The sequence below is a fragment of the Agromyces sp. H17E-10 genome (genome assembly GCF_022919715.1).
Classification (GTDB): domain Bacteria; phylum Actinomycetota; class Actinomycetes; order Actinomycetales; family Microbacteriaceae; genus Agromyces.
Genome location: NZ_CP095042.1, coordinates 1,329,750 through 1,351,989, shown reverse-complemented (window position 1 = coordinate 1,351,989; position 22,240 = coordinate 1,329,750). Strand labels below are relative to the sequence as shown.

Annotated in this window: 19 protein-coding genes; 13 read left to right on the top strand and 6 right to left on the bottom strand. The window is 72.7% G+C overall.

The genetic code is table 11. The features are described from left to right. The first annotated feature begins 45 nt into the window (after positions 1–45). From MUN74_RS06140 to MUN74_RS06130, 3 genes are all read left to right on the top strand, one after another. Positions 46–477 carry a hypothetical protein gene (locus tag MUN74_RS06140; protein WP_244855542.1) on the top strand — a complete coding sequence of 144 codons (432 nt, stop codon included), beginning with the start codon at positions 46–48 and terminating at the stop codon, positions 475–477. Positions 478–559: 82 nt separating this feature from the next. Next, positions 560–1,222 (top strand): hypothetical protein, encoded by a 663-nt coding sequence (locus tag MUN74_RS06135; protein ID WP_244855541.1) that lies wholly within the window; start codon positions 560–562, stop codon positions 1,220–1,222. Between the two features lie 123 nt (positions 1,223–1,345). Then, the gene (locus tag MUN74_RS06130) at positions 1,346–3,391 is read left to right on the top strand and encodes a DEAD/DEAH box helicase (RefSeq protein ID WP_244855540.1); all 2,046 of its coding nucleotides are present in this window, start codon (positions 1,346–1,348) and stop codon (positions 3,389–3,391) included. 183 nt (positions 3,392–3,574) lie between these two features. On the opposite strand, the gene MUN74_RS06125 is transcribed toward MUN74_RS06130, so the two are convergent. Further along, positions 3,575–4,651 carry an alpha/beta hydrolase gene (locus MUN74_RS06125; protein WP_244855539.1) on the bottom strand — a complete coding sequence of 359 codons (1,077 nt, stop codon included), beginning with the start codon at positions 4,649–4,651 and terminating at the stop codon, positions 3,575–3,577. Positions 4,652–4,863: 212 nt separating this feature from the next. Between MUN74_RS06125 and MUN74_RS06120 the strand changes: the two genes are divergently transcribed. The 5 genes from MUN74_RS06120 (at position 4,864) to MUN74_RS06100 (ending at position 9,881) form a co-directional block, all read left to right on the top strand. Beyond that, positions 4,864–5,907 carry a putative FMN-dependent luciferase-like monooxygenase gene (locus MUN74_RS06120; RefSeq protein WP_244855538.1) on the top strand — a complete coding sequence of 348 codons (1,044 nt, stop codon included), beginning with the start codon at positions 4,864–4,866 and terminating at the stop codon, positions 5,905–5,907. A gap of 454 nt (positions 5,908–6,361) precedes the next feature. Next, positions 6,362–6,703 (top strand): GNAT family N-acetyltransferase, encoded by a 342-nt coding sequence (locus MUN74_RS19295; RefSeq protein WP_370647349.1) that lies wholly within the window; start codon positions 6,362–6,364, stop codon positions 6,701–6,703. Continuing rightward, positions 6,700–7,842, top strand: a complete 1,143-nt coding sequence (locus tag MUN74_RS06110; RefSeq protein WP_244855537.1) for an amino acid ABC transporter permease — start codon at positions 6,700–6,702, stop codon at positions 7,840–7,842. Before MUN74_RS19295 ends, MUN74_RS06110 begins: the two co-directional genes overlap by 4 nt. Further along, complete coding sequence (locus MUN74_RS06105) at positions 7,839–8,756, top strand: amino acid ABC transporter ATP-binding protein (protein ID WP_244855536.1); 918 nt, start codon at positions 7,839–7,841, stop codon at positions 8,754–8,756. The genes MUN74_RS06110 and MUN74_RS06105 overlap by 4 nt, the downstream gene beginning before the upstream one ends. A 111-nt stretch (positions 8,757–8,867) precedes the next feature. Then, a complete protein-coding gene (locus tag MUN74_RS06100; RefSeq protein ID WP_244855535.1) occupies positions 8,868–9,881 on the top strand; it encodes an ABC transporter substrate-binding protein in 1,014 nt (337 codons plus the stop codon). A gap of 85 nt (positions 9,882–9,966) precedes the next feature. Here the strand turns inward: MUN74_RS06100 and MUN74_RS06095 are convergent, their stop codons facing one another. From MUN74_RS06095 to MUN74_RS06075, 5 genes are read right to left on the bottom strand one after another with little or no spacing between them, the layout of a single operon-like run. After that, complete coding sequence (locus tag MUN74_RS06095) at positions 9,967–11,187, bottom strand: LLM class flavin-dependent oxidoreductase (protein WP_244855534.1); 1,221 nt, start codon at positions 11,185–11,187, stop codon at positions 9,967–9,969. 3 nt (positions 11,188–11,190) lie between these two features. Continuing rightward, positions 11,191–12,039: a DUF1684 domain-containing protein gene (locus MUN74_RS06090; RefSeq protein WP_244855533.1), complete on the bottom strand. Its 849-nt coding sequence runs from the start codon at positions 12,037–12,039 to the stop codon at positions 11,191–11,193. 9 nt (positions 12,040–12,048) lie between these two features. Next, on the bottom strand, positions 12,049–13,326 hold the full coding sequence (locus MUN74_RS06085) for an LLM class flavin-dependent oxidoreductase (RefSeq protein WP_244855532.1): 1,278 nt from the start codon (positions 13,324–13,326) through the stop codon (positions 12,049–12,051). Then, entirely contained in the window at positions 13,316–14,710 is a 1,395-nt protein-coding gene (locus MUN74_RS06080) for an NtaA/DmoA family FMN-dependent monooxygenase (RefSeq protein WP_244855531.1), read from the bottom strand. The genes MUN74_RS06085 and MUN74_RS06080 overlap by 11 nt, the downstream gene beginning before the upstream one ends. Further along, positions 14,710–15,918, bottom strand: a complete 1,209-nt coding sequence (locus MUN74_RS06075; RefSeq protein ID WP_244855530.1) for an LLM class flavin-dependent oxidoreductase — start codon at positions 15,916–15,918, stop codon at positions 14,710–14,712. The genes MUN74_RS06080 and MUN74_RS06075 overlap by 1 nt, the downstream gene beginning before the upstream one ends. A gap of 223 nt (positions 15,919–16,141) precedes the next feature. Here MUN74_RS06075 and MUN74_RS06070 point away from each other — a divergent pair, with 223 nt between their 5' ends. The 5 genes from MUN74_RS06070 to MUN74_RS06050 all read left to right on the top strand — a co-directional run bounded on the left by MUN74_RS06070 (position 16,142) and on the right by MUN74_RS06050 (position 22,240). Beyond that, entirely contained in the window at positions 16,142–17,560 is a 1,419-nt protein-coding gene (locus MUN74_RS06070; RefSeq protein ID WP_244855529.1) for a M20/M25/M40 family metallo-hydrolase, read from the top strand. A gap of 119 nt (positions 17,561–17,679) precedes the next feature. Further along, the gene (gene msuE, locus MUN74_RS06065) at positions 17,680–18,273 is read left to right on the top strand and encodes an FMN reductase (protein ID WP_244855528.1); all 594 of its coding nucleotides are present in this window, start codon (positions 17,680–17,682) and stop codon (positions 18,271–18,273) included. Positions 18,274–18,389: 116 nt separating this feature from the next. Beyond that, positions 18,390–19,814: an NtaA/DmoA family FMN-dependent monooxygenase gene (locus MUN74_RS06060; protein WP_244855527.1), complete on the top strand. Its 1,425-nt coding sequence runs from the start codon at positions 18,390–18,392 to the stop codon at positions 19,812–19,814. 109 nt (positions 19,815–19,923) lie between these two features. Beyond that, positions 19,924–21,288, top strand: a complete 1,365-nt coding sequence (locus tag MUN74_RS06055; protein ID WP_244855526.1) for an aminotransferase class V-fold PLP-dependent enzyme — start codon at positions 19,924–19,926, stop codon at positions 21,286–21,288. 91 nt (positions 21,289–21,379) lie between these two features. Beyond that, positions 21,380–22,240, top strand: coding sequence for a hypothetical protein (locus MUN74_RS06050; protein ID WP_244855525.1), 861 nt, complete (start codon positions 21,380–21,382; stop codon positions 22,238–22,240).

Sequence of the window (22,240 nt, the reverse complement as noted above, 5' to 3'; positions counted from 1 at the left end):
CAGCACTTCCGGGAGTGCGGCCGACCCGCCCGATAGGGTGGCCGCATGACCAGCCAGGAACCGCCCGCAGCACCCGCTCCCGGCTCCGCCCAGCCGGCCGCCTACGCCCAGCCGGCCGCGTATGCTCCGGCGGCCGCCTCATCGCCGCGCAAGCCGCCCGCCGACACCCGGCGCAGCGAGCCGGTCGGCGTCGTCGCCCTGGTCTTCGGCATCGTCATCATCGTGTTCGACCTCGCGATGATCGTCGTCAACGCATCGATCATCCGGTCGGGCGACTTCACCACCTACTCGACCGTCGCGCTCATCGCGGCGGCGATCTCCGTGGTGCTCGCGCTCGTCGCGATCACGATCGGCATCGTCGCCTTCGTGCGCGGCGGCGCGACCCGCGTCTACGGCGCGATCGCGGCGACGATCGGTGCGATGGCGCTCGTCCAGCAGTTCGGCGCACTCATCTACGGGCTCATCGTCGGCGCCTGATCCGGCGGGGATGCGGCGGCGACGACCACCGCCTATCCTCGTTGGGAGCGTCCCCCGTTCGCGGGTGGTCTCGTCCTGATCGATGATCGGCAGGGCGAACCGCCGGCGCCGTCCCACCCGAGCATCCCCCGAGGCATCCGTGACCGACGAACACCACGACGACGAGCCGTTGCGCCGTCCGCGCGGTCGTCGGGCGGCACCGCCGAAGCGGTCGCCGTGGGCGGCGGCCTTCGCGCCGCTCCTCGCCGTCGCCACCTCGTTCTGGGCGCGGATCGCCGCGCTGCCCGCCCGGGTTCCGGGGATCGGTCGCGGCATGACCCGGCTGCGCGACCTGCTCGCGCCCGCCGCGCTGTGGGTGCGTGGGCATCGACAGGCGTCGGTCATCACGGGGGCGGGGCTCGTGGCGGTCGCGATGCTCGGCGGCGCCGTCGCCCTCATCGGGTCGACCGCGGGCGGGCAGGTCGACGAGGCCGCACCCTCGGTGCAGTCGCCGCGGCCGACGCCGAGCACGCCGCCGACGTCGCGCGCATACCCGCCGATCCTGCCGACGGCGACACCGCCGGCCGCACCCTCGCCGTCGATCGTGCCCGACGATCCCACCGTCGAGCCGACCGACGACCCGGGCGTCGAGCCCTCGGCGGAGCCGTCGGCCGAACCCGATCCGACCGTCGAGCCGACCCAGCCGCCCGTCGACGAGGGCGACCACCCGGGCCGCGGCAAGGGACCGAAGAAGCCGAGGGGCTGAGTCGAGGTCCGCGAGACGAACGCGGTGCGACGCGGCGCGGTGCGACGGTCGGGCGGACGCCGGCCGGCGGCATCCCCGAGCCCGACTCAGGTACCGCGCAGGGGCCGGGCGGTACCCTGAAGGGTGACCACAGGCGATGCCCCCGTCGAGGCCGCGGCTCCGGAGGAGCCCGCCACGACCACGTTCGCGGACCTCGGGCTCGGCGACGCCGTGCTCCGCGCACTCGACGACGTCGGGTACGAGACCCCTTCGGCGATCCAGGCCGCGACCATTCCGACCCTGCTCTCGGGGCGCGACGTCGTCGGCCTCGCGCAGACCGGAACCGGCAAGACGGCGGCGTTCGCGCTGCCCGTGCTCGACCGGCTCGACGTCGACCAGAAGACGCCGCAGGCGCTCGTGCTCGCCCCCACGCGCGAGCTCGCCCTGCAGGTCTGCGAGGCGTTCGAGAAGTACGCGGCGCACCTGCGCGGCGTGCACATCCTGCCCGTCTACGGCGGCCAGGGCTACGGCGTGCAGCTCTCGGCGCTGCGTCGCGGCGTGCACATCGTCGTCGGCACGCCGGGTCGCATCATGGACCACCTCGACAAGGGCACCCTCGACCTCTCTGAGCTCAAGTACCTCGTGCTCGACGAGGCCGACGAGATGCTCAAGATGGGTTTCGCCGAAGACGTCGAGACCATCCTCGCCGACACCCCCGACGACAAGCAGGTCGCCCTCTTCTCGGCGACCATGCCCGCCGCGATCCGCCGCATGTCGAAGCAGTACCTGCACGACCCCGAAGAGATCACGGTCAAGACCAAGACCCAGACCTCGGCGAACATCACCCAGCGCTACCTGCTCGTCGCGCACGCGCAGAAGATCGATGCGCTCACCCGCATCCTCGAGGTCGAGAACTTCGAGGGCATGATCATCTTCGTCCGCACGAAGAACGCCACTGAAGAGGTCGCCGAGAAGCTGCGCGCCCGCGGCTACTCGGCCGCCGCCATCAACGGCGACGTCGCGCAGGCCCAGCGCGAGCGCACCGTCGACCAGTTGAAGAGCGGCAAGCTCGACATCCTGGTGGCCACGGATGTCGCGGCGCGAGGCCTCGACGTCGAGCGGATCTCGCACGTGGTGAACTACGACATCCCGACCGACCCCGAGCCGTACGTGCACCGCATCGGTCGCACCGGCCGCGCCGGCCGTTCGGGCGACGCGATCAGCTTCGTCACGCCGCGCGAGCGCGGGCTGCTCAACCGCATCGAGAAGACGACGAAGCAGCCGCTCACCCAGATGCAGCTGCCGAGCGTCGAGGACATCAACGTCACCCGCCTCGCGCGCTTCGACGACCGCATCACGGCCGCCCTCGGCGAGGCCGAGCGCATCGAGGGCTTCCGCGACATCATCGCCCACTACGTGCGCCACCACGACGTGCCCGAGACCGACGTGGCCGCTGCGCTCGCCGTCGTCGCGCAGGGCGAGTCACCGCTGCTCATGGAGCCCGAGCCCGAGCGGCCGTCGCGGTTCGACCGGGATCGGGATCGCGGCGGGCGTGACTCGCGCGGCGACCGAGGTGACCGTTACGACCGGGACCGCGGCGATCGCGGCGACCGTTACGACCGGGGCGACCGGGGCCGCGACCGATACGAGCGCGACGGCTCGGATCGCCGCCACTCGCACCCTCCGTTCAAGAACTACCGCATCTCGGTCGGTCGCCGTCAGCACGTCGACCCCCGGCAGATCGTGGGCGCGCTCGCGAACGAGGGCGGGCTTCGGCGCGAGGAGTTCGGCAAGATCCAGATCCGCGGCGACTTCTCGCTCGTCGAGCTGCCCGCCGACCTGCCCCGCGACGTGTTCGATCGGCTGGCCGGCACGCGCATCTCGGGCGAGCTCATCGACCTGCGCGTCGACAAGGGCGGGTCGTCGCGCGGAGGATACGACCGAGACCGTGGCGGATACGACCGCGGTGGGCGCGACGGCGGGCGCGGGTACGACCGAGACCGCGGTGACCGCGGCGGTCGGGGATACGATCGCGACGGCGGCCGCGGGTACGACAAGCCCCGTCGCGACTACGACGACAAACCCCGTCGCGACTCTGACGACAACCCGCGTTACGACAACGACGACAAGCCGCGTTACGACGACGACAAGCCGGCGCGCAAGCCCCGGCACGGTTCGTCGCGCGACTGACGCCCGCGACATCCCACCGGTTACAGGATGAGCCGCCCGGCAGGCCCGCATGCGCGGGTGCCGGGCGGCTCATCCTGTAAGTCCCTGCGAATCGGTGGTCGCCGGCGGAGGGCCCGAGCCCGAGACCGGTCGACCGTCCGGCACTTCGGTGATGCGACGATCAACCGCAGCCGCGGGCCCGCTTCAGCGTGTGACGCCCTGCAGGAACTCGAGCGTCTCGACGAGCGCCGCCTGCGCGTCCTCGCCGTCGAGGTGGAACTGGTATTCGTGCCCGAGGGCCGGCTCGTGGTCGGCCGGCCAGAACAGCTCGGTGACGTCGACCCCCTGATCGACGAGCCGGTCGCGCATCGGCAGCGACTGCAGCCAGGTCAGTCCGTCGGCGTTGCCGCCCGAGATGTACGTCGGCGGGAACTCCTCGGTGACGAAGTCGATGGTCGACATCGTGCTGCCCGCGGCCCCTTGCGACCAGTCCTTCTTGCCCGTGTACGCCCAGAGCGCCACCCGGAAGCCCCAGGCAGGCAGGCCCGTGAGCTCCGACATCGCGTCGAGGTCGTAGACCCCGCAGTTGAGCACGACGCCGACGAGCTGCGAGGCGTCGAGCGCCGGGTCGATGCCGAGCAACTGCGCGTAGCGGGGATTCGTGGTGAGCGCCGCGAGTTGGCTCGCGAGCTGTGCGCCGGCGGAGTCGCCCGCGAGCACGATGCGGTCGCGGTCGATGCGCAGGTCATCGGCACGCGCCTCGAGCTCGAGCAGGGCGTCGTTGAGCTGGTGCACCGCGGTCGGGTACGTCTCCTCGGGCCCAAGCGAGTAGTTCAGCCCGACGGTCGTGTAGCCCTCTGCGGCGAGGATCCGCAGGTACGGGTCGACGTCGGTCGACGAGCCCGAGATCCACGCGCCGCCGTGCACCCACACGATCGTCGGCAGCGGCTCGTCGCCGTCGGCGGGGGAGAAGACGTCGTACCGCGACGGGTCGCCCGCCGTCGAGTCGTCCTCGTCGCCGCCGACGTGCTGGTCGAGCAGCACGTCGAGCGGCACGTCCGGCACGTGCTTCTGCATCTCGGCCGCCGTCTCGGCGCCGCCCCGCTCGAAGAGCGACCGGATCGCCATCGCAGACGGCCCGGGGGTGAGCGACAACAGCCAGCCGACGAGGCCGACGACGACCGTGACGGTCGTCACCGTGCCGATGAAGCGCCGTTGGCCGCGCGTCAGCCACAACTCGTTGCCCCACGACGGCAGGCTGTTCCTCTGCTTCGATGACACCGGGTCCCCTCCCGTACTCCGTGCTCGACATCCTGTCGGAGATCGCCTCGCCCGCCCGCCCGGCGCACCGCACATCGGCCGGGATGCCGCACCGCACATCGGCCGGACGCGCAACGACGGTGACCCCATGTGACACCCGGTTCGCCTGTGTGACACGTCGGGTCGCGGCATCCGGACGCCTTGCCTAATCTCGGGTGCCGGGAGGGCTGAACATGACCGAGCATGAGGGCGGCCGCGTGACCCGCATCGGATTCTTCACCCGCCTGCTCGACGACACGGGCGCGGCGGAACGGTACCGCATCGCGATCGAACAGATCGTCGCAGCCGAGCGGCAGGGGTTCGACTCGGCGTGGGTCGCGCAGCACCACTTCCACGCCGCCGAGGGCGGCATGCCGTCGCCATTCGTGCTCCTCGCGCACGTAGCGGCGCAGACCTCGCGCATCCGGCTCGGCACGGGAGTCGTGACCCTCCCGCTCGAAGACCCCGTGCGCGTCGCCGAAGATGCCGTCGTGCTCGACCTGCTCTCGGGAGGCCGTGTCGAGCTCGGGCTCGGCTCCGGGTCGACGCCGGCCTCGTTCCTCGCGTTCGGGGCGAACCCCGACGAACGTGCGCGCATCTTCGACGAGAAGGTCGACGCGCTCGTCGCCGCGCTCGCGGGCGGCGCCCTCGGCGACGACGCGAACCGCCTGCAGCCGCCGGGCAGGGGCCTGCTCGGCAGGGTCTGGCAGGCGACCTTCTCGCCCTCGGGCGGCACGCGCGCCGGGCGGGCCGGGCACGGTCTCATGCTCTCCCGCACTCAGCCGAGATCGGCGGATGCTCCGCGCGCGAGCCTCTCGCACGTGCAACAGCCGATCGTGGACGCGTACCGCGCGGCGCTGCCGCACGGGGTGCCGCCTCGGATCGTCGCCTCCCGCACCGTGTTCGTCGCCGACTCGCGCGCGGAGGCCCGCCGCTACGCGGAGATCGGTCTGCGCCGCGCCGTCGTCGGGTTCGCCCGTGCCGGACAGATGCCGCTCGGGGACCGGCTCGACGACCTCATCGCCGCCTACGACACCCACGTCGGCACGGTCGACGACGTCATCGAGTCGCTCGCCCGTGACGATGTCGCCGCGCAGGCGACCGAGGTGGCGTTCCAGGTGCACTCGGTCGACCCGCCGCACGAGCTCGTGCTGCGCTCGATCGAGCTCATCGCCCGCGAGGTCGCGCCCGCGCTCGGGTGGGGTGCGACCGTGCCCGCACGGACCTCCGCCGCCTGATCCCCGCACGGCGACGGACGCGCGCCCGGCGACGGACCGCGCGCACGGCGACGCACTGCGCGCATTGCGTCGCATGACACGTGTCGCGTGACTCCCCGCGACGTCGCCGTCGCCGGGCGTGACGGCCGGTGACGGTATCGGTCACCCCGTGAACCGGGCGATTGCACGGGTCTCCGTCGCCTCCATACCGTCGAGGTCACGCGCCGGGAACGACCCGGCCGAACGATTTCCGGGAGGCCACGATGGGCGACACGACCGTGCGGTTCATCGCCGCAGACGATCGGTTGGCGAAGCCGCTCTTCGCCGACCTCGAGCGCGAATACGACACGCGCTACGGCGACTTCTTCGGCGAAGCGGCGAGCACCGAGCTGAGCCGCTACCCGCTCGCGGAGTTCGCACCGCCGCACGGTGCGTTCCTCGTGCTCACCGAGCCGGGGCGGGCGGCGAAGAGGCGGTGTCGGGCGACGAAGAGGCGGTGGCGGGCGGCGAAGAGGCGGTGTCCGGCGGCGCCTTCCGGCGGTACGACGAGCGCACCGCCGAGCTCAAGCGCATTTGGACCCGGCCGGACCGCCGCGGTCGCGGACTCGCGCGTCGCGTCGTCGCCGAGCTCGAGGCCGAGGCCCGTCGGCGCGGGTACGAGCAGATCTTCCTCACGACGGGGCCGCGCCAGCCCGAGGCCGTCGCGCTCTACCTCGCGAGCGGATACGAGCCGCAGTTCGACCCGTCGCTGCCGGCCTCCGAGATCGGCGTCCACGCATTCCGCAAGTCGCTCGCCCGTGAGGAGGCCGTCGCATGACCACCATCGCGAAGGACTTCGAGCAGCCGACCACGGGATCGGCGCAGGCCGCCCACGGCCTGACCGTCGTCGCCGTCAAGCACCGGGGGCGCTGGATCGCCTCCGCCGTCGTCGCGTTCCTCGTCCTCCAGTTCCTCTGGTCGCTGGCCTCCAACCCGAAGTGGCAATGGGACGTCTTCGCCGAGTACTTCTTCTCGCCGGCCGTCGTGCAGGGGCTCCTGCTCACGCTCCAGCTGACCGTGATCTCGGGCCTCATCGGGTTCGTGCTCGGCGCGGTGCTCGCCGTGTTCCGGCTCTCGAAGTCGCCGCTGCTCAGTGCGGCCGCGTGGTGGTACATCTGGTTCTTCCGGTCCGTGCCGCTCGTCGTGCAGATCCTCGTCTGGTACAACCTCGGGTATCTCTACCCCACGCTCGGGCTGGGCACTCCGTTCACGACCGACTTCTGGCTCGCCGAGTTCCAGACGACGACGCTCGTCAGCAACTTCGCGGCGGCGACCATCGGGCTCTCGCTGCACCAGGCCGCGTACTCCGCCGAGATCATCCGCGGCGGCATCCTCTCCGTCGACCAGGGCCAGCTCGAAGCGGCTGCCGCGCTCGGCCTGCCCCGACGGGTGCGGTTCTTCCGCATCATCCTCCCGCAGGCCGCGCGGGCGATCGTGCCGAACGCGTTCAACGAGGTGATCGGACTCGTCAAGGGCACGTCGGTCGTGTTCGTCGTCGCACTGCCCGAGCTCTTCTACAACGTGCAGGTCATCTACAACCGCACCCAACTCGTGATCCCGCTGCTGCTCGTCGCGGTCGTCTGGTACGCGCTCGTCACGACCGTGCTCTCGATCGCGCAGTACTACGTCGAGCGCCGTTACGCGCGGGGCGCGGTGCGCGAGCTGCCGCCGACCCCGATCCAGCGCGGCCGCCGTTGGGCGGCCGAGCAATGGGCGCGGCTCGGCGACGCGCCGGCAGGTCCGAATACGGATGCCTCGGCGGCAGGGGTGGTGGCGAGCGCCGGCGACGATCGGCGCTCCACCGACGAACGGGTGGAGCCCGGGGCATCCGCCCCCGAGAAGGACACCGTGCCCGCGCTCGCCGCGGCCGGCCACGGCGGCGCGACCGCCCCGACCCGCACCGGAGGTGCCCGATGAGCCAGCCCGCCACGACCGGCCAGCCCGCCCCGACCAGGCAGCCCGCCACGACCAGCCGGCCTGACACGACCGATCCGGATGCTGTCGCCCGCAGCGGCATCGTCCTCGCGCCGTCGTTCGACGAGCAGTGGCTGCCGTCGCGAACGGTCGCGACCCTCGGCCGGATCGAGATCGACGAGGTCTCGAAGTCGTACGGTTCGCACCAGGTGCTGCGCGACGTGTCGCTCACGATCGAGCCGGGCGAGGTGATCGCGCTGATCGGGCCGTCGGGCTCGGGCAAGTCGACGCTGCTGCGCACCATCAACCATCTCGAAACGGTCGACCGCGGTTCGATCACGCTCGACGGACAGTACATCGGCTACGAGCGCAAGGGCGACCGGCTCTACGAGCTGCGCGAGGCCGAGATCCTGCGGCGGCGCACCCAGTTCGGGCTCGTCTTCCAGAACTTCAACCTGTTCCCGCACCTCACGGCGATCGAGAACGTCATCGAGGCGCCCGTCGCGCTCCGCCGACAGTCGAAGCGCGAGGCGCGCGAGCTCGCGAAGGCGCTGCTCGCCCGGGTCGGCCTCGCCGACAAGGCCGATCACTACCCCCGTCAGCTCTCGGGCGGTCAGCAGCAGCGCGTCGCGATCGCCCGGGCGCTCGCGCTCTCGCCGAAGGTGCTGCTCTTCGACGAGCCGACGAGCGCGCTCGACCCCGAGCTCGTCGGCGAGGTGCTCGACGTCATCCGCGGGCTCGCCCGCGACGGCACGACGCTCGTGGTCGTCACCCACGAGATCGGCTTCGCCCGCGAGGTCGCCGACCGCGTCGTCTTCCTCGACGGGGGCGAGATCGTCGAGCAGGGGCCACCGGCGCAGGTGCTGCGCACACCGCGGCATCAGCGCACCAGAGACTTCCTCGCGAAGGTGCTCTAGCACCGGCCCTCGCGAGGGGAACGAGGCCCGGTGCGGCATAGCCGTGCCGCACCGGGCGAACCGAGAAACCGTCCGGTCATCGGAACAGCACAACCCTAGGAGAGTCCTCTCATGGCGATCAACAAGAAGCAGGCGGGGGTGATCGTCGCGGGCGTCGCGGCGGTCGCGCTCATCGGCGGCGGAATCTGGTGGGCCGTCGGCTCGAACGACTCATCGGCCGAAGCCGCCGGCACGACCGAGGAGCAGGTCGAGGCGGCGACGACGTTCGACCTGACCTCGCAGAACGCGAAGGACCGGCCGCACATCGACCCGGTCGACGAGGCGGTGGCGGCGCTCGAGGAGAGCGGGTTCGAGCCCATCGAGCCCGGCAAGCTCACGGTGGCGATCTCGCCCTGGGCGGCCCCGCTCGGCGTGCTCGCGAGCGACGACAACACGACGGTGATCGGCACCGAGGCGGACTTCGGGTCGCTCATCGCCGACGGGCTGGGCCTCGAGTACCACCCGGTCGCGGTCGACTGGGCCGACTGGCCGCTCGGCGTGCAGTCGGGCAAGTACGACCTCGTCGCCTCGAACGTGACGGTCACCGAGGAGCGCAAGGAGCTCTTCGACTTCGCGAGCTACCGGCAGGACCTGCTCGGCTTCTACGTGCAGGCCGACAGCGACATCGACGAGATCTCCGAGCCCGCCGACGTCGCCGGCCTGAAGATCGTCGTCGGATCGGGCACGAACCAGGAGAAGATCCTGCTCGCCTGGAACGAGGAGCTCGAGGCCGACGGCGAGAAGCCGGCCGAGCTGGTCTACTACGACGACCAGGCCGCCGCCGATCTCGCGCTCTCGTCGGGTCGCGTCGACGCGACGCTCGGCCCGAACGCGACCGCCGCCTACCGTGCGGCGGCGACGGGGGAGTCGAAGCTCGTCGGCACCCTCGACGGCGGATGGCCCGAGACGGCGCCGATCGCGGCCGGCACGGCGAAGGGCAACGGGCTCGTCGAGCCGGTGCAGCTCGTGCTGCAGTCGATCATCGACGACGGCACGTACGACGAGGTGCTCGAGCGCTGGGCGCTCACGTCCGAGGGTGTCGACGCGTCGGAGGTCAACCCGCCGGGACTGCCGAAGGCCGAATAGGCGCACCACGACGAAGGATGCCGCGCGGCGAGGCCGCGCGGCATCCTTCGTTTCTCCTGCGTGGTCGCTGTGCCGCGCCGACCGGCTATCGGCTCGACGACGGCACGCCCGCCAGGCGACCGACGGTCTCCGCGAGCTCGTCGCGGCCGCCGCGGTCGCGCCGGTCTCCGCGGTCGCCGCGGTCGCCGCTCGTCGACTCGACGGCGGACGCCGCGTCGGGTTCGGCGGCCCCGGCGAACGCCGGTCGTGCAGCGTAGGGATCGCCGACACCCCACAGGGTCGTCGGGAACTCACGGCGCAGCACCGGAAACACCTCGCTCGCCAGCCGCTCGAGCTGCTCGTGCTGCTGCTCGACGGGCAGCGTCGTCGGCAGGCTCACCGACTGCAGGTCGTGCCCGAAGCGCTCGTGGAACCGGCCGATCTTGTCGATCACCTGCTGCGGGCTGCCGACGAGCGCCGGGCCCTCGGCGATCGCATGGTCGATGTCGCGGAAGGGGGTGTTGTTGCCCGGCACGTTCGTCGCCCGGACGAGCGCGTCGTAGACGGGGCCGTAGAGCTCCCGGGCCTGCTGCGCAGTGTCGGCGATGTAGAGCGCGCCCGACCCGGCGCCCACGTACGCGTAGCGCGGGTCGTGCCCGTGCCGTGCGTACTCGTCGCGGTAGTGCCGCACGAGCACGGCGTAGTTCTCGAGCGGCTGGATCGCGTTCGCCGTGAACAGCGGGTCGCCCCACTTCGCGGCGAGGGCGGCGGACGCGAGCGTCGTCGCCGACCCGTGCCAGACGCGCGGGGCGCCGGCGAACGGGCGTGGGAGCGTCGTCGTCGCCCGCTGCGCACGCGTGTACGCGGTGGCCCCGTGGTCGACGTCGGTCTCACGCCAGAGCCGGCGCAGCAGCGCGTACTTGTCGGCGAGCAGCTCCCACTGGTCGTCGATCTCGAGCCCGAACAGCGGGAACTGGGCGACCTCGTTGCCCTTGCCGATCGTGAGCTCGAGCCGGCCGCGCGAGAGCTGGTCGACGGTTGCGTAGTCCTCGGCGACGCGCACCGGGTCGAGCACCGACAGCACGGTGACGCCCGTGTGCAGGCGGATGCGCGAGGTCGACGCTGCGATCGCGCCGAGCAGCACCGACGGCGACGACGAGAGGAAGGTCCCCGCGTGTCGCTCGCCCACCGAGAACGCGTCGAACCCGAGACGCTCGGCGCGGCGGGCCGCGTCGACGGTCTGCTCGAGGCGCTCGGCGGGGCTCACGAGTCGCCCGGTGACCGGGTTCTCGACGTACGGGACGATGTCGAGCAGCTGGAACCGCATCGCTCAGGCCGCCTGGCGCGCGAGCGGCGTCTTCTCGCCCGCCTCGATGCCGATGGGCAGCCGGTTCTCGGCCGGCGGCAGCGGGCAGGTCGCGAAGTCGGTGTAGGCGCAGGGCAGGTTCACGGCACGGTTGAAGTCGACGAGAATGCCGCCGTCGGGGCCGGGCGCGTCGATCGACAGGCTGCGGTTCGCCGCGTACGTGGTGAGGCCGCTCGTCGCGTCGGTGAACAGCACGAACAGGCTTCCGGGTGCCGAGCCGTTGAACGCGGTGAGCCGGAACGTCTCGCCGCGCAGCTCGAACTCGATCTCGCCCGGGGCCTCGTAGACGTGCTGCAGCCCCTCGACGGCGGCGCCGACCGTGACCACCCGCGCCTCGGCGAACGGCACGAATCGGCCGTGGGCGAGCCAACGGGGGTTCGGCAGGTACGTGGGCGTGCCGGCGTAGGTGGCACGGAACGGGAACGCCGGGTCGCGCGGTCGCAGGATGTCGCTGCCGCCGCGGCGGGCGAGCTCGATCGCGAGGTCGCCCGAGCGCAGGGTGACGCCGTCGCGCTCGGCGATCGGGCCGAACTCGTGGCGCCCTTCGAGGGCGACGCCGTCGAGCTCGAGCAGCTCGCCCGGCTCGAGCTCGACGACGGGGCCCGCTTCGCTCGTCGACCACGCGCCGGGGGCGTCGTCGAAGCGCTGCGGCTCAGCGGTCAGCCAGTGCAGGCCGGTCACGGCGAGGAACCCGTGCTCGCCGGCTCGGGCGGCCTCGTGGGCGCGGTGCCACTCCTCCCAGTCGCGGGCGAAATCGGCGCGGTCGATCACGGCGTCGGCGGTGGTGGTCACGGGGTTCAGTGTGTCGGTCATGTCGGCATGCTAGGCACGCGCCGGGCGCCGCTCGGCGGTCGTGACGAGAGATGTCTCGCGGCCGTCATCGGGCGTCACCGTGCGTCGCCACGTGTCGTCTTCCGAGGCCGAGAAGGCCCCTGAATGCCACGCCTCGGCGAGCAATCGGTACGAGTCGACCCGGCGCGCATGGTCGTGCGTGATCGTCGTGACGAGCAGTTCGTCGGCGCCGGTCGCGCGCTGCAGCGTCTCGAGCTGCGCAACGACGGTGGCGGGTGAGCCGACGAACCGGGTGTCGAGGCGGTCCTGAACTGCGGCGGCCTGCTCGGGGGCGAGCGCCTCGATCGGGGTCGCCCGCTCCGGAGCGGGATAGGGCACCGCGCCCTGCCCCTCGCGGATCGACAGCACCCACTCGGCGTATCCGGCGGCGAGTCGCCGCGCCTCGGCGTCGGTCGCCGCGACCACGACGTCGACCGAGACGATGACGTGCGGGCGGGCGAGCTCGGCCGACGGGGTGAAGTGCGCCCGGTACTCCTCGACGGCGGCGAGCACCCCGCTCGGCGCGACATGGTAGTTCGCGCCGAACCGCAGGCCGAGCCGGCCCGCGAGCCGTGCGCTCTCACCCGCGCTCGAGCCGTGCACCCAGACCTCCACGCCGCTGCCGGGCGCAGGCTGGGCGAGGACGCGCACCCCGTCGGCGAACTCGACCGGTCCGGCGAGGAATCCGCGCAGGGCGTCGACGTCGTCGGCGAATCGCGCCGCGTCGCCGGGCACCCGGCCGAGCAGGCGCGCCTGCACCGCGAACCTCGCGCGGTCGAATCGGAACGGCCGGTCGGCCGGCACCACGAGGCCGTCGACGATCGCGTTCGCGCCCGGTGCTGCGGCCGGCGCGGCCGCAGCGGCCGGTGCCGTGGATGGCCCGTCCGACGCCTCACCGCCGGCGACGGGCACCGGCGGGACTCCCGACCGCCCGAGACCGAGGTCGACGCGGCCCGGCCACAGTGCGGCGACCGTGCCGAGGGCCTCGGCGACCTGTAACGGCTCGTAGTTGCCGAGTATGGTGGCCGCCGTACCGACGCGGATGCGCTCGGTCGAGGCGGCGAGCACACCGACGAAGGTGTGCGGCGCCGCACCGGCGACACCGGGGTTGAGGTGGTGCTCGGCCAGCCAGTAGCGGGCGTAGCCGAAGCGCTCTGCAGCGCGGGCGAGGTCAATCGACCGGTGCAGCGCCTCGCCGGCGGTCGATCCTTCGGCGATCGGCACGAGGTCGAGCACCGAGAGGGGCACGCGGGTGGGCTCAGCCGACACGACGCACCTCCTCGTCTCCGGCCGATCGGGCCGGTTCGGGCAGCCCGAGGTTCTGCCGCAGGGTCGCCCCCGGCTCGTACTCGGTGCGGTACACGCCGCGCTCCTGCAGCTCGGGAACCACGCGATCGGTGAACTCGTCGAGGCCGTGCGGCGAGGTGGTGCCGACCACGACGAACCCGTCGACAGCGCGCTCCTGCACGTACCGGTCGAGCTCGGCGGCGATGCGCCCCGGTGTGCCGACGAACGACTGCCGACCCGTGACGGCGATCACGAGCTCGCGGATGGTGAGCCCCTCGGCCTCCGACCGCGCACGCCAGGCTCGCGCGATCTGCACGGCGTTCGGGTACCGCGGCGCCCAGCCCTTCGTGAGCGTGCCGGCCACCGTGTCGGCGGGGCCCTCGCCCGGGTCGAACGCCGGCAGCGGACCGTCGGCGTCGTAGCCCGAGAGGTCGGTTCCCCACAGCTGCTCGAGCACGGTGATCGCATTGCGCGGGGTGACCTGCGCGAGCGACACCTCGCGGGCGACCTCGTCGGCCTCGGCCTGCGTGTCGCCGATCGCGAACGTCACCGCGGGCAGGATCTTCAGCGAGTCCTCGGTCCGTCCCCAGCCGGCGAGCCGTCCCTTCACGTCGTCGTAGAACGTGCGTGCCTCGTCGAAGGCGCTGTGCCGCGAGAAGATGACCTCGGCGTGCTCGGAGGCGAAGTCGCGTCCGTCGGCCGAGTCGCCGGCCTGCACGATGACGGGGTAGCGCTGCGGGCTGCGTGGCGTCGTGAATCGCCCGCGCACGTCGAACTGGGGGCCGTGGTGGGCGAACTCGCCGGCGGAGCCGTCGGCGAGGAACCGGCCCTGTGCGCGGTCGGCGACGATCGCGCCGTCGGCCCAGCTGTCCCAGAGTTGCTTCGCGAGACGCACGAACTCGTTCGCCCGGGTGTAGCGGTCGGCGTGGTCGAGGTACCCGCCGCGGCGGAAGTTCGCGCCGTGGAACGCGTCGGAGCTCGTCACCACGTTCCAGCCGGCCCGCCCGCCCGAGAGGTGGTCGAGCGTCGCGAGCTGGCGGGCGAGCTCGTAGGGCTCGTTGAAGGTGGCGCTGAGCGTGCCCACCAGGCCCACGTGCTCGGTGACCGCCGCGAGTGCCGCGAGCACGGCGAGCGTGTTCGGCCGGCCGACGACGTCGAGCTCGTGCAGTTCACCCTTGTGCTCGCGCAGCCGCAGGCCCTCGGCGAGGAACACGTAGTCGAACCGGCCGCGCTCGGCGGTACGGGCGAAGTGCTCGAACGCGGTGAAGTCGATCTGGCTCCTGTGGAGCGGGTCGGCCCAGAGCGTCGTGCTGTTCACGCCCGGGAAGTGGGCGGCCAGGTGCACCTGGCGTTTCGTCGTCGCCATCAGGCGGCCTCCTCGTTCGTGCGGGCGGCGTCCCGCGCCACGGTGTACCGGTTCACAGCCGGCGCGAGGCCGAGCCGTTCGCGCAGGGTGTCGGCGGGGGCGGCGCGCCGTCCGAGCGCGGGCAGCACCCAGTCGGCGAGCTGCTCGAGGTCGCGCGGCAGCCTGGCCGGGCGCAGGCGCACGCCCGCGTACCCGGCGGCGCCGAGCGCGTCGAGGCGCTCGACGAGCCCGGCCGGGGTGCCGGCGTACACGAGCGCGTCCGACGTGAGCGGCGCGCCGTGCTGCTCGTCGAGGTGGGCGAGCGCGGCGCGCGCGGCCGCTTCCGTCGACTCGAGCACGACGACGAGGTCGGCGAGCACCGCCAGCGGTGCGCCGTCGCGCGAGACGTGGGCCTCGGCATCGCGCACCTCGCCGAGGATCGTGGCGGCCTGCGTCTCGTCGTGCGGCGTGACGAAGGCCAGGTCGGCGCTCGTGGCGGCGAATTCGTAGGGGATGGCGGCGTGCGCGAGGGCGGCCACGACCGGCTGCCCCTGGGGCGATCGGGGCACGATCGATGCGCCCTTCACGCTGAACCAGGCGCCCTCGAACTCGGCGCCGTGGATCTTCCCGCGGTCGATGAACCGCCCGCTCGCGGCATCCCGGATAACGGCGTCGTCCTCCCAGCTGTCCCAGAGCCGGCGCACCACCTCGACCACGTCGCGCGCCTCGTCGAAGGCGGGGCGGATCTGCTCGGAGTCGCCCCGCTGGAGGGCGGCGAGGTCGACCGGCGGCAGGCTGCGCCGCCCGAAGTGCGCGGCCTCGTGAGGTGCGCCCGAGACCTGCGGGCGCCAGCCGGCGCGGCCGCGGCTCGCGAAGTCGAGCGTCTGCAGTCCCGTCGCGACGTGGAACGGCTCGGTGTGCGTCGTCGTCACGGTCGGCACGAGGCCGATGCGGCTCGTCACCGGCGCGACGAACGAGGCGATGAGCAGCGCATCGAGCCGGCCGCGCGCCTCGTCGGTGCGTTCGTCCGGCGTCCACAGCGCGCTCGACTGCAGCCCGAGGGCGTCTTCGATCGTCACGAGGTCGACGTCGGCGCGCTCCGCGAACTGCACGAGGTCGCGCCAGTAGCGGGCGGAGAACAGTTCGGCCGGGCGGGCCGATGGGTCGCGCCAGGCGGCGGGGTGCCAACCGGCCCCGTCGAGCGCGACGGCGATGATGGGTCGAGTCATGCGATCACCTTCGGCGGGCTCCGGCAGTGCGCGCAAGGGTCGCCGTCACGCGGGGCCGCCCTGGGTCACACGGCTTCACGGGATGCCTCGGCGCCCCGTCACACGCGGTCATCGTGCCGTTCGCGGAGGTCATCCGGCGACGCGCGAGGCAACGTCGCTACCCCGGTCGCCACGGTTCGCGTTCCCGCTTGCCGGGCGGCCGGCGGTTCGGGACAGTGGTCGCATGAGCGCCCGATCGACCCGTGACGAACCACCCGCCCGCCCCGGCTCAGCCGTCCCTGCCGACTCGGTCGACTCCGCCGGGTCGGCCGAGCCGGCGCGACGGCGGCTCCTCGAGGAGGAGGCGCTGCGGTTCACCCGCGAGCTCATCCGCATCGACAGCGTCAACACGGGCGACCCGTCGACGATCGGCGACGGCGAGACGCGCGCCGCCCGTCTCGTGCAGGCCGCGCTCGCCGAGGTCGGCATCGTCGGCGAGCTCGTCGAATCGCGGCCGGGTCGTGGCAGCTTCGTCGCCCGACTCGGGGGCGCCGACCCCGCACGCGGGGCGCTCGTCGTGCACGCGCACCTCGACGTCGTGCCCGTCGCCGGGCAGGAGTGGACGCACCCGCCGTTCGGCGCCGAGATCCACGACGGACTGCTCTACGGCCGCGGCGCCGTCGACATGAAGAACTTCGCCGGCGTGCTCCTCGCCGTCGCGCGGGCGTTCGCCCGCGACGGCGTCGTGCCGGGCCGCGACCTCGTGTTCGCGTTCTTCGCCGATGAGGAGGCGGGCGGCACCTGGGGCGCGAAGTGGCTCGTCGAGCACCGCCCCGACCTCTTCGCGGGGGCGACCGAGGCGCTGAGCGAGGTCGGCGGGTTCTCGGTGCCGCTCGGTGACGGTCGCCGCGCCTACCTCGCCGCGACCGCTGAGAAGGGCGTCTCATGGGCGCGCCTCACCGCCCGCGGGCGACCGGGGCACGGCTCCCGACCCACCGACGACAACGCGGTTGTGCGGCTCGCCCGGGCGGTCGCCGCGATCGGCGAGCACCGGTTCCCCGTCGAGGCGACGCCCGCGCTCGAGGGGTTCCTCCGGCGATTCGGCGAGGCGAGCGGGCGTGCGTTCCCGGATGCCTCGGACCCGGCCGAGCTCGAGCGCGCGCTCGCCGATCTCGGATTCACGGGTTCGATCATCGGGGCCGGCCTGCGCGACACCGCTTCGCCCACCGTGCTCACCGCCGGATCGAAGACGAACGTCATCCCGGGCGTGGCCACGGCCGACGTCGACCTGCGGGTGCTGCCCGGGCACGAGTCATCCGTCGTCGCCGAACTCGAGCGCCTCGCGGGCGAAGGCGTCGACGTCGAGATCGTCAGGTCGATCGCGCCCATCGCGGCGCCCGTCGACGCGCCGATCCTGGGCGGGATGCAGCGCGCCGTCGAGGCCGACGATCCTGGCGGCGTCGTCGTGCCCTACCTGCTGCCCGCGTCGACCGACAACAAGCACCTGGCCGCGCTCGGCATCGCCGGGTACGGCTTCGTGCCGCTGCGCGTGCCCGACGGATTCGACGTGTTCGGGCAGTTCCACACCGCCGACGAGCACGTGCCCGTCGACGCGCTGCACTTCTCGGCACGCGTCACGGAGCGACTCCTGAGGTCGTTGTGACGGCCTCCGGCCGCCCCCGTCATGTCGCCGCGCGGCGCCGTGTGGCGGCAGGTTGCGCGGGCTTACCGTGCGCGACGGGGCCGGTCGCGGCATCGCCCTCGCAGTTCTAGCTTCGTGCCATGTCGAACATCTCACTCGTCGCCGTGTCGGGCAGCCTGCACGCCCCCTCGAAGACCACCGCGCTCAGCCGCGAACTCCTCGAACGCTTCGCGGAAGCGCTCGCGGGGTCGCCCGGCGGGCACGAGGTCGACACCCGCCTCATCGAGCTCTCGGAGATCGGGCGCGAGTTCTCGGGCGCGCTCACCCGGGACGAGCTCGGCCCGGTCGCCGAGGAGGCGGTCAGGGCGATCGAGCAGTCGACCCTGCTCATCGTCGCGAGTCCCGTGTACCGGGCGAGCTTCACGGGGCTGTTCAAGCACGTGTTCGACTTCGTGGGGCAGTACGCGCTGATCGACAAGCCCGTGCAACTCGCGGCGACCGGCGGCAGCAACCGGCACGCGCTCATCATCGAGCACCAGTTCCGGCCGCTGTTCTCGTTCTTCCAGGCGCTCACGCTGCCGATCGGGGTCTACGCGAGCGACGGCGACTTCGTCGACTACCGGGTGGCGTCGGAGCAGCTCCACGAGCGCATCGGCCAAGCCGTGCAGCGGGGCGCTCCCGTCGTACGCGGCACGCTGCCCGACCGGGTGTCGGAGTACGTGTCGAACTGGTGACCGCGGGCGCTGCGCTCGCGAAAGCGTCCGAGTGTGACCTTCCGTGCCCCCGTGTGACGGGGCACGGTCGCGGCGCTCGCGACCGTTCCCTACCGTCGGTTTTCGGAGGTCGACACATGACACGTCTCATCATCGGCGCGATGGTCCGGGCGATCGGCGCCTACCCGTCGGGCTGGCGCTATCCCGGCGCGCACCGCGACCCGCGGGGCGATGCCGCCGTGCTGCGCCGCGCCGCCGAGGTCGCCGAACGGGCTCGGCTCGACTACCTCTTCTTCGGCGACTGGCTCGCGACGGGGCACGACCTCGAATACCGCGACCCCTACCTGGTGGCACGCGTCGACCCGCTCTCGGCGGTCACCTACCTCGCGGGCGTCACCGAGCGCATCGGCCTCATCGCGACGGCGAACACGAGCTACTCCGACCCGTACACGCTCGCGCGCACGACCGCGTCGCTCGACCTGCTGAGCGGCGGCCGTGCGGGTCTCAACCTCGTCACCGCGGCCGAGCCGCGGGCCGCCGCGAACCACGGGCGCGACTTCCACACGGCGAGCGAGTCGCGCTACGACCGCGCGGTCGAGTTCGAGCACGTGCTGCGCCGGCTGTGGGACTCGTTCGAGGACGACGCCATCGTCGCGGATGCCTCGTCCGGCATGTTCCTCGACCCGGCCAAGCTGCACGCGACCGACTTCACCGGACACCACCTGAGCGTCAGCGGCCCGCTCAATGTCACCCGCCCCGTGCAGGGGCACCTGCCGATCGTGCATGCCGGGACGTCGCCCCGCTCGCAATTGTTCGCGGCCCAGAACGCCGACGTCGCGCTCGTCGCCGTGGGCGACCTCGGTCATGCCGTGCGGGTTCGGGAGGAACTGCGTGCGCTCGCGTTCGAGTCGGGTCGCGACGACCGCACGCTCAAGGTCATCGCGCCCGTGCTGCCCATCGTCGGCGAGACGCGCGAGCACGCGCAGACGATCGCCGACGAGCTGAGCGAGCTCGTGCAGATCGCCGAGGACTGGCCCGACGGCCCGCCCCCGGCCTTTCCCGCGAACCGGTCGCTCGCGCAACTGTCGACGTTGCTCGGCGTCGACGTGGCGGGACTCTCGCCAGATCGCGGCGTCACCCCCTTGCTGGTGGCCGAGTTCAGCGAACTCGGACAGGAGCTCGTCGAGATCGTCGCCGAGCGCACCGGTCGCAGCCCCTCGGGAGAGCGCCCGCCGACGCTCAGGCACCTCGTCGTGGCAGCGTCGGTGAACGCGTCGATGATCGTGGGCACGGCCGACGACATCGCGACCGAGTTCGAGGCATGGGGCGACGCCGGAGCGGTCGACGGGTTCAACGTCCTCTCGGCGATCCAGCCGGCGCAGTTCGAGGCGTTCGCACTCGGCGTCGTGCCCGAGCTGCAGCGTCGCGGGGCGTTCCCGACCGAGTACGAGGGGACGACGCTGCGGGAGCACCTCGGGCTCGACCGGCCCGAGAACGTGCACCTCTCCGGTGCGCCGCGCCTCGAGTATCCGGTCGATTCCTCCTACGCCTGGATGATCTGACCGAGGGATGTGTCCGAATGTTGCGCGCCGTGACGGCCCGCGACGTCGAGGGTTGAGGCGGTCCCGGGCGGCTCGTAGCCTCGACCCACCATCGACCGAGGAGTCTCCAGTGATCGCCACCGACCAGGCCGCCGTCCGCCCCGTGCGCACGTCGGAGGCGGCGAGCATGATGTCCGGCTCCGCGTCTCCGGTTCCCGCCGGATCCGTGCCGCTCGCCCGGCTCGTCGACGCGGAGCTCGAGGTGCCGGTGCTCGGCGGCCGAGCCGTGCGGCACGTCAACCTCGACGTGGCCGCCTCGGCGCCGGCGTTCACCGTCGTCGCCGAACAGGTCGCCCGGGTGCTGCCCTACTACGCGAGCGTGCACCGCGGCACCGGCTATCCGTCGCAGCAGACCACCGCGCTCGTCGAAGGAGCACGCGCGACCGTAGCCCGCCACGTCGGCGCCCGCGACGACGACCTCGTCGTCTTCACGCGCAACACGACCGACGCGCTCAACCTGCTCGCGAGCGCGGTGCCCGGCGACACCGTGGTGCTCGATCTCGAGCACCACGCCAACCTGCTGCCCTGGCGCGACGGGGCCCGTCGCGTCGTCGTGGCCCAGCCGACGATCGCCGAGACGCTCGATGCGCTCGACGCAGAGCTCGCCCGATGTCCGGCCGCGCTGCTGACCGTCACGGGGGCGTCGAACGTGACCGGCGAGGTGCTGCCGATCGACCGGCTCGCCCGCCTCGCGCACGCGCACGGCGCACGCATCGCCGTCGACGCCGCGCAACTGCTGCCCCACCGTCGGGTCTCGCTCGAGGCATCCGACCTCGACTACCTCGCCTTCTCGGGCCACAAGGCCTACGCGCCGTTCGGCGCGGGCGCCTTCGTCGGCCGCGCCGACTGGCTCGACGCCGCGCCCGCCCATCTCGCGGGCGGCGGTGCCGTCGAGACCGTTCGGCTCGACCGCGTCGAGTGGAAGCACGGTGCAGCACGCCACGAGGCGGGCACGCCCAACGTCGTCGGCATCGTCGCGATCGCCCGGGCGCTCGCCGAGTTCGAGCGCCTCGGCGAGGCTGCCCGCGACTCGCACGAACAGGCGCTGACCGACCGGCTCCACGCGGGACTCGGAGCCCAGCGCGGCATCCGCGTCGTGCACGGATTCGAGGACGCCGACGACCGGCTCGGCATCGCGACGATCGAGCTCGAACGCGGGTCGGTGGGCCTCCTCGCCGCCGCACTCGGCGCGGAGCACGGCATCTCGGTGCGGGCCGGCCGGTTCTGCGCCCACCCGTTCTTCGACCGCGTGGCCGGCCGGGCGAACGGACTGCGGGCGAGCCTCGGCGCCGGATCGACGACCGATGACGTCGACCGGTTCCTCACCGCGCTCGCGAAGCTCGTCTCCGACGGCCCGGCCCACGCCTACGACCGCGGTCCCGAGGGCTGGCACCCGCTCGTCGACGACCGCCCGCGCCCCGAGTTCGCCTTCTGACCCGTCCTGAACGGGGCACCGCCCGAGCCGCCCGTCAACGGGGGCTGGCCGCGTCGACCGGTGCGGGCTAGCGTCGGCGGTGGAGGCTCCCGTGACGGGCGACGATGCTGAACTCGAGGCGCGTGCCGACGCGCTCAGGCGCGTCGTCTACGGCACGCCCGACGGCTACGAGACGGATGCCGCGACCGAACTCGAACGCGTCGAGGCGGAGCTCGCCCGCCGCGCGGAGGAGCGTCGGGATGCGGCATCCCGATCGCTTGCGCTCGACGGTGGCGCCGCCGCCGCGTCAGCGTCCTCCGGCGCGGCGTCGGTGTCGAACTCAGGAGATCCGCGCGACACGCCGTTCGGCGACGACGCGGACCCGGCGCGTCGGCTCGAGCATCCTGAATCGCACACGGCCGCGGCGCAGGCCGGGGCGCAGGCGAGTCGGACCCCGAAGCGCCGGTGGCCGACCGTGCTCGCGATCGCCGGGGTCGCCGTCGCGTTCGCGGCCGCTGGCGCGGTCGCGATCGCATCGCTCGTCGCCCCGCCGCGCGGGCTCGCCGTGTTCGACCGTCCGCAGCAACCCGAGGACGAGAGCCTCGTCGTCGCGCTCGGCGCGCAGGCCGACACCGTACGCAAGCTCGACGAGCTGTTCGGCCGCGGATTCTGGGGCTACCTCAACGGCGCCGACCAGGTGTGCCTGTCGGTCGTGCCGATCGGCGGCCCCAACATCGTCGAGCGCGGCGAGTGCGCGTCGCGCGACCGGTTCGCCGAGCACGGCATCGCGGTGCAGTACGTCGTCGCCGAGCTCGGCGCGTTCCGGCCGCGGGGCGCCGGTGATCGCGACGTGCTGATCGTCTCCTGGCTGCCCGACCACGAGGACCTCGACTGGGAGCTCGTGATGATCGACCCGCCGCCCGGCGACCGCCAGACGTACGAGGAGTGGTCGAGCGCCCACGACGCCGGTTGA

What these genes read in the sequence shown, in the direction of transcription:
- MUN74_RS06140 (WP_244855542.1), top strand. Translation starts at nt 46, where the DNA reads ATGACCAGCCAGGAACCGCCCGCAGCACCCGCTCCCGGCTCCGCCCAG.
- MUN74_RS06135 (WP_244855541.1), top strand. Translation starts at nt 560, where the DNA reads ATGATCGGCAGGGCGAACCGCCGGCGCCGTCCCACCCGAGCATCCCCC.
- MUN74_RS06120 (WP_244855538.1), top strand. Translation starts at nt 4,864, where the DNA reads ATGACCGAGCATGAGGGCGGCCGCGTGACCCGCATCGGATTCTTCACC.
- MUN74_RS06110 (WP_244855537.1), top strand. Translation starts at nt 6,700, where the DNA reads ATGACCACCATCGCGAAGGACTTCGAGCAGCCGACCACGGGATCGGCG.
- MUN74_RS06105 (WP_244855536.1), top strand. Translation starts at nt 7,839, where the DNA reads ATGAGCCAGCCCGCCACGACCGGCCAGCCCGCCCCGACCAGGCAGCCC.
- MUN74_RS06100 (WP_244855535.1), top strand. Translation starts at nt 8,868, where the DNA reads ATGGCGATCAACAAGAAGCAGGCGGGGGTGATCGTCGCGGGCGTCGCG.
- MUN74_RS06095 (WP_244855534.1), bottom strand. Translation starts at nt 11,187, where the DNA reads ATGCGGTTCCAGCTGCTCGACATCGTCCCGTACGTCGAGAACCCGGTC.
- MUN74_RS06090 (WP_244855533.1), bottom strand. Translation starts at nt 12,039, where the DNA reads ATGACCGACACACTGAACCCCGTGACCACCACCGCCGACGCCGTGATC.
- MUN74_RS06080 (WP_244855531.1), bottom strand. Translation starts at nt 14,710, where the DNA reads ATGGCGACGACGAAACGCCAGGTGCACCTGGCCGCCCACTTCCCGGGC.
- MUN74_RS06075 (WP_244855530.1), bottom strand. Translation starts at nt 15,918, where the DNA reads ATGACTCGACCCATCATCGCCGTCGCGCTCGACGGGGCCGGTTGGCAC.
- MUN74_RS06070 (WP_244855529.1), top strand. Translation starts at nt 16,142, where the DNA reads ATGAGCGCCCGATCGACCCGTGACGAACCACCCGCCCGCCCCGGCTCA.
- msuE (WP_244855528.1), top strand. Translation starts at nt 17,680, where the DNA reads ATGTCGAACATCTCACTCGTCGCCGTGTCGGGCAGCCTGCACGCCCCC.
- MUN74_RS06060 (WP_244855527.1), top strand. Translation starts at nt 18,390, where the DNA reads ATGACACGTCTCATCATCGGCGCGATGGTCCGGGCGATCGGCGCCTAC.